The organism is Frankia nepalensis, assembly GCF_016786325.1.
GTDB lineage: Bacteria > Actinomycetota > Actinomycetes > Frankiales > Frankiaceae > Pseudofrankia > Pseudofrankia nepalensis.
The window spans coordinates 1-5,170 of record NZ_JADWYU010000280.1 but is presented as its reverse complement, the minus strand read 5'-3'; the positions used below and the strand labels follow the sequence as shown (position 1 = coordinate 5,170).

5 protein-coding genes are annotated in these 5,170 nt (G+C 71.5%); 2 read left to right on the top strand and 3 right to left on the bottom strand.

The annotated features are described in order from the left end of the window. Positions 1-219: 219 nt before the first annotated feature. From I6A81_RS40295 to I6A81_RS40285, 3 genes are all read right to left on the bottom strand, one after another. Complete coding sequence (locus tag I6A81_RS40295; protein ID WP_203003457.1) at positions 220-972, bottom strand: carboxymuconolactone decarboxylase family protein; 753 nt, start codon at positions 970-972, stop codon at positions 220-222. 94 nt (positions 973-1,066) lie between these two features. Continuing rightward, positions 1,067-1,873: an SDR family oxidoreductase gene (locus I6A81_RS40290; RefSeq protein ID WP_203003458.1), complete on the bottom strand. Its 807-nt coding sequence runs from the start codon at positions 1,871-1,873 to the stop codon at positions 1,067-1,069. 527 nt (positions 1,874-2,400) lie between these two features. Continuing rightward, entirely contained in the window at positions 2,401-3,072 is a 672-nt protein-coding gene (locus I6A81_RS40285) for a TetR/AcrR family transcriptional regulator (protein WP_203003459.1), read from the bottom strand. A 449-nt stretch (positions 3,073-3,521) separates the two neighbouring features. Between I6A81_RS40285 and I6A81_RS40280 the strand changes: the two genes are divergently transcribed. Both I6A81_RS40280 and I6A81_RS40275 read left to right on the top strand, forming a co-directional pair. After that, positions 3,522-3,935: a nuclear transport factor 2 family protein gene (locus tag I6A81_RS40280; protein ID WP_307875227.1), complete on the top strand. Its 414-nt coding sequence runs from the start codon at positions 3,522-3,524 to the stop codon at positions 3,933-3,935. A 264-nt stretch (positions 3,936-4,199) separates the two neighbouring features. After that, positions 4,200-5,114: an SDR family NAD(P)-dependent oxidoreductase gene (locus tag I6A81_RS40275; RefSeq protein WP_203010494.1), complete on the top strand. Its 915-nt coding sequence runs from the start codon at positions 4,200-4,202 to the stop codon at positions 5,112-5,114. Positions 5,115-5,170 lie beyond the last annotated feature (56 nt).

The following is a 5,170-nucleotide window of genomic DNA, read 5'->3' as shown; positions in this document are numbered from 1 at the left end:
GGGGCCCCCCCCCCCCCCCCCCCCCCCCCCGGGGCCCCGGGGGGGGGCGGCCGGCGCCCCCCCGCCCCCCGGGCCGAGGCAGCCGAACCGGTCACCGTCGGTCTCGGCCTGGTCAGTCCTCGATCGGGGAGGACCCGAGCACCGTGAACTCGGTGGCCGCGCACCGCGGCCGCGATGCGCCGTGGTGGGCGGACGCGCTGCCGCGCGCCAGGGTAAGGATCAGGTCTTGCTTGCGCGCCAGCGCTCGGCGGCGTCGTGGAGGGCCTGGCCCTTGGCGAAGCCGTAGTAGGCGCTGAACTGCAGGATGATCTCCTGCATCTCGTCGTAGGTCAGGTCACCCGTTTCCAGGGCGGAGCCCACGTGGGAGGCGATGGGGGTGGCCGCGTCGGACAGGCCCACGCAGGGAATGGTCACGAGCCGCCGGTCGCGCCGCGACAGGCCCGGCCGGCGCCAGACATGCCCGAAGACGAAGTTGAGGATGCCGGAGTGGAAGTACGGCGAGTCGGAGGGCGGTGCCGGCACGCCGTTGACGTCGACGAACTCCTTCTGACCTAGGGAGATGCGTTCGTCGCGGTCGGCGGGGCCGAGATCGTCCGCGGTCAGGGTCGGCCAGGGCTCCGGCTGCTCGCCGCGCTCGGCGTGGACACGGTGCCACTGGACGCGGACGGTGGTCTCGAGGTGCGAGGCCTTGGGCCAGCCGCAGTAGACGGCGAAGTGCAGCGTGGCCTCGTTGAGCTGCTCGATGGTCAGGTCCGCGCTGCGCAGCGCCGCGTAGACGTGGTCGTCGATCGGCCCGGTCGCGTCCGCCGCCGCGACGCAGGCGAGGGAGACGAGCCGGCGGTCGCGGATGCTCAGCCCGGGGCGGTTCCAGACCTGTCCGAAGAGGAACTCGCGGGTGGCCGCCTCGAACGGGGTCTCGGTCGCCGGCGGGTCGACGGTCATGACGGTGCGGTAGAGCTCGTCGGGGGTCATGGCCTGTCCTTTCGGCCGGGTCGTTCGACGGCCATCTCGGCGAGTGCTGTGTCGGCGAGTGCTATGTCGGCGACGTCGATCAGCGGTCGGGCGGTCACGGTGACTGCTCGCTGATCCGCGCCCGCAGGTAGGCCTCGAGGTCGGTTGCCCGCTCGACGAGCTCGGGCTGGACTTCGGGCGCGGTGACGACGAGGAACTGGCCCCGTTCGACCGCGTCGGCCGTCAGCGTGGCGACCTGTTCCGCGGTCACGATCTCGTGTTTCGGGGCGCGCGGTGTGGCCGACGTCGGCCCGTAGGCCGTGATCTGCTCCATGATGTTGGTGATCACGCCGGACGGGCACAGACAGGTGACACCGACGCCGCGCGGCCCCAGGTAGAGCGCGAGGGCCTCGGAGACGCCGACGACCGCGTGCTTGCTCGCGACGTAGGGCAGCCGGTCGAAGCCGTAGGCGAGCAGCCCGGACGCCGACGCCGTGTTGACCACGTGCCCGCTGCCCTGCTCGAGCAGGAGCGGGAGGAACACCCGGTTGCTGCGCGCGACGCTGAGCAGGTTCACGTCGAGCACCCGCTCCCAGGCCGCGTCGGGCAGCGACTCGGGCGCGCCGACCGCGAGCACGCCGGCGTTGTTCATGACGAGGTCGACCCGCCCGAACCGGTCCAGCGCCGCCGCGCGCAGGCCGGCGAGGTCGGCCTCGCTGGTGACGTCGACGCGGACGGCGACGCCCTCACCGCCTTCCTTCACGATGTCGGCCGTGGTGGCCGCGGCGCGGTCGGCGTCGAGGTCGCTCACGACGACGCGGGCACCCCGCCGCGCGAACTCCACCGCGCTCGCGCGGCCGATGCCGCTGCCCGCGCCGGTGAGGACCGCGACCGCGCCGGCCAGTCTCAGCGGGTGCGTCACGCGGCCACCGCTTCGCGCGTCCCGAGAAGTTCGCGCGAGCCGCCGAGGACTCCCACGCGGCCATTCCCTGTGACCTTCCGCGCGCTCGCCGGCAGCTCCCGCTCCGAAAGCTGCCGCGTCCTGTCTGCGCGGGCCCGGCCCTGTGTCTCGCCCGTCCCGGGGAATAAGTACTCGTATGCCCCGGCACCGCTTCGCGCGGGAAACCGGTCGCGGCGGCACTGGTATATCGCCGTCGCGGCACAATTGGTGGTCATGCTGTCTACGCCTCCTGAACGGGTGCCGTGGAACAAAATTCATTAAACCGAGGAACGGTGAACATGCTGATCCCGCGTTCACGTGTGGCCGCTACTCGCGGCGCGGGGCCAGCAAGACCCGTTGTCATCAATCGCGGCTCCTGGAAGGAGACACGTGGGTGGCGTGCAGCCTCGTCGGCGCCATCCGGTCACGACAAGCTGTTTTCCACTGAGCACTCGGTCGAGCCATCCGACGTGTCCGGGTCGCCGCGGCGGTCCGGACCGCATGGTGGCCTAGATGAACATCGGGAACGTCAGGTCCGCGGGGTCGGCTTCGTCGACGGCGCGGCGCGCGGCCGGTGAGACGGGTGCCTGTAGGAGGCCGACCGTGCTGTCGACGAGGCCGGCGACCTCGACGGCGAACGGCAGGACGCGGTGACCGGCGAAGCGGGCGTGTTCGCGGCTGGCCGCGACGTGGACGATCAGAACCATCGCGGTGCCGATCCGACGGGACCGCAGCGGCTCGGGCAGGTGCTCGAGGTACGAGCCGAGCTGGGCGCGCAGCGTGTCCGCGGCCTCGCGGAACTCGGGGGGCATCCGCCTGAACATGTCGCGCCGTCCGTGGGCACTGAGCATGTCGACGAAACACAGGTAGTGGCTGCCGTCGAGCTCGCTCTGTTCGAACACGGCCCGGATCTGGCATTCGATCCAGCCACGCAGGTCGTCGGGTTCACGTTCGGAGATCAGCAGGCGGCGGCGTTCGTGCAGCCGGGGCAGCCGGTAGTCGAAGATCGCCTGGATGAGCTGCTCCTTCGACCCGAAGTGGTAGCGGACGGCGGAGTTGTTGGCGGTGCCCGCGGCCGTGCCGATCTCGCGCAGCGAGACGCCGTCGACGCCGTGCTGAGCGAACAGGCGCTCGGCGGCCCGGACGATCTGCTCCTTGGTCGAGGCCATCAACAGCGGCATGCGCCGATCAGACCACTTCGGATGGCTGAAGTCAACCTTCTTAGAGTTAAGAAGTCAGTGGCAGGACCCGGCTTGATCCGGTGGCGACGGCACCCCGGCGGAGATCGCGGCCGGGTGGGGATCTCGGTCGGCGCGGCCTGGTCGTCCGATCGCTTGCCGGGCGGTGCCCGACGGGTCATATTGGTACAACTCTGGTTGCGCGAATATCGGCGCGATGGTCCGGCTGTCCAGGTTGGGCGTGGCGGCCGGCCGCTCGGTGGAGTACGGAGGGCAGGAGGGGCGGCCAGAGCCGGCGCGTCGGCCAGGGTGGCGGATCGCCGGGCCGGCGGTGCCGTCGGGGTCGGCGGCCTCGCGCGGGGCTCGGAGTTCCGGGCTGGTGGCCCCGTGCCGGTGGCCGCTGTCCATACACATTGATGGCTTGGTTTCGGACCGGACGATGGAGATGCGCCGTGGATGACATCGAGGAGATCAAGCAGCTCAAGGCTCGGTACTGCCGCTTACTCGACACGAAGGACTGGGCGGGTTTCCGTCAGGTGTTCACGGATGACGTGGTGATGGACACGACGGGTTCCGGTGGCGGCGTCATCGCCGGAGGTGACGCGTTTCTGGAGTTCCTGCGGGTCGCTCTCGAGGGCAGTGTCACGGTCCATCAGTGTCATACCCCGGAGATCGCGGTCACGTCGCCGTCGTCGGCGACCGGAATCTGGGCGATGGAGGATCGGGTCCGTTTCCCGGACGGATCCGACCTGACTGGCTTCGGCCATTACCACGAGGACTATGCGAAGGCCGACGGTAGCTGGCGGATCAAGGCGTCGAGGCTGACCCGTCTGCGGATGGACATCAGCAAGCCGGAAAGCGGCTGACCGCGCCTCCGTCGTGTCGCCATGGACCGCTCTGGGCCGGCCACCCGCGGAAAAGCCGTGTGGCGGAGGCCGTGGCCAATGCGGCGGCCCGCGGTTCCGTGGCGGCAGATGCCGCGTCCTGGACCGTGACGCGGCATGCGTCTCGCGGCACGGGTCTCGCGACGTAGGTCTCGCGACATAAATCTCGCGACATTGTCCTGACAACGCCGTCGACGCCCCGCGCCCCTTGGGGCAGCGGTCGGCATCTGAACGAGGGAGTACGCGATGGAGTCCCAGGAACCAGCCACGCAGGTCGCGGTCGTCACGGGCGGAGCGTCGGGGTTCGGCCTGGCGCTGGGCACGCGATGCGCCGCGCTCGGCCTGCGGGTCGCGCTGCTCGACCGGGACGGGGAACGCGCCGAGGCCGAGGCCGCGGCGATCGCCGCGACGCACGGGGTGGAGGCGTTCGGTCTCGGGGTGGACGTCGCCAGCGGTGAAGCGGTGCGCGCGGCGGCCGGCGCGGTCGCCGACCGGTTCGGCCGCGCGGACGTCGTCGTGTCGAACGTCGGTGTCCAGCTGTTCGGCTCGGTGGAGCGGCTCACGGACGACGAGTGGCGGTGGGTACTGGACGTGAACGTGCTCGGCGCGGCCCGCACCGCCCAGGCCTTCGTTCCGCTCCTTCGCGCGGCTCCCCATGGACGGCTGGCGTTCACGACCTCGTCGTCGGTGCTGTCGCCGGCGGCCCGGCTGGGCGTCTACCAGGCCAGCAAGTTCGCGGTCTGGGGGCTGGCGGAGACCCTGCGACTCGAGCTCGCGCCCGACGGCATCTCGGTGTCGGTCCTCTTCCCGTCGGGGATGGCCTCGCGGCACCTCGAGACCAGCGCCGACGCGCAACCCGACCACCTGCGCCGGGCGATCGGCGAACAGGACGACTTCGCGGCCATGGTCGCCAGCAACCCGGAGATGGTGCAGAACCCGGTCTCGCCCGACGAGGCGGCCGGGAACGTCATCGACGCCCTGCTCGCCGGTGAGCGGTACATCGTCACTCACGGGGATCTTGTCGACGCGGTCAGCACGCGCGGCGCCGAGCTCGACCAGGCGGCCGTCGCCGCCCGCGACCGGCGACCGGCATCGGACGGCGCTTCGACCGACGCGCCGCGGCCGGAGGCTGCCCCCGCCGGGCCGGGGTCGGCGCGGTGACCCCCCGGGCCGCGGGGCCGGGCGCGTATTCACCTCTCCCCGCCCCCGCGACCCGC

Bases quoted from the DNA above. Each gene is read 5' to 3' on its own strand.
- I6A81_RS40275 (WP_203010494.1), top strand. From the start codon at position 4,200: ATGGAGTCCCAGGAACCAGCCACGCAGGTCGCGGTCGTCACGGGCGGA.
- I6A81_RS40295 (WP_203003457.1), bottom strand. From the start codon at position 972: ATGACCCCCGACGAGCTCTACCGCACCGTCATGACCGTCGACCCGCCG.
- I6A81_RS40285 (WP_203003459.1), bottom strand. From the start codon at position 3,072: ATGCCGCTGTTGATGGCCTCGACCAAGGAGCAGATCGTCCGGGCCGCC.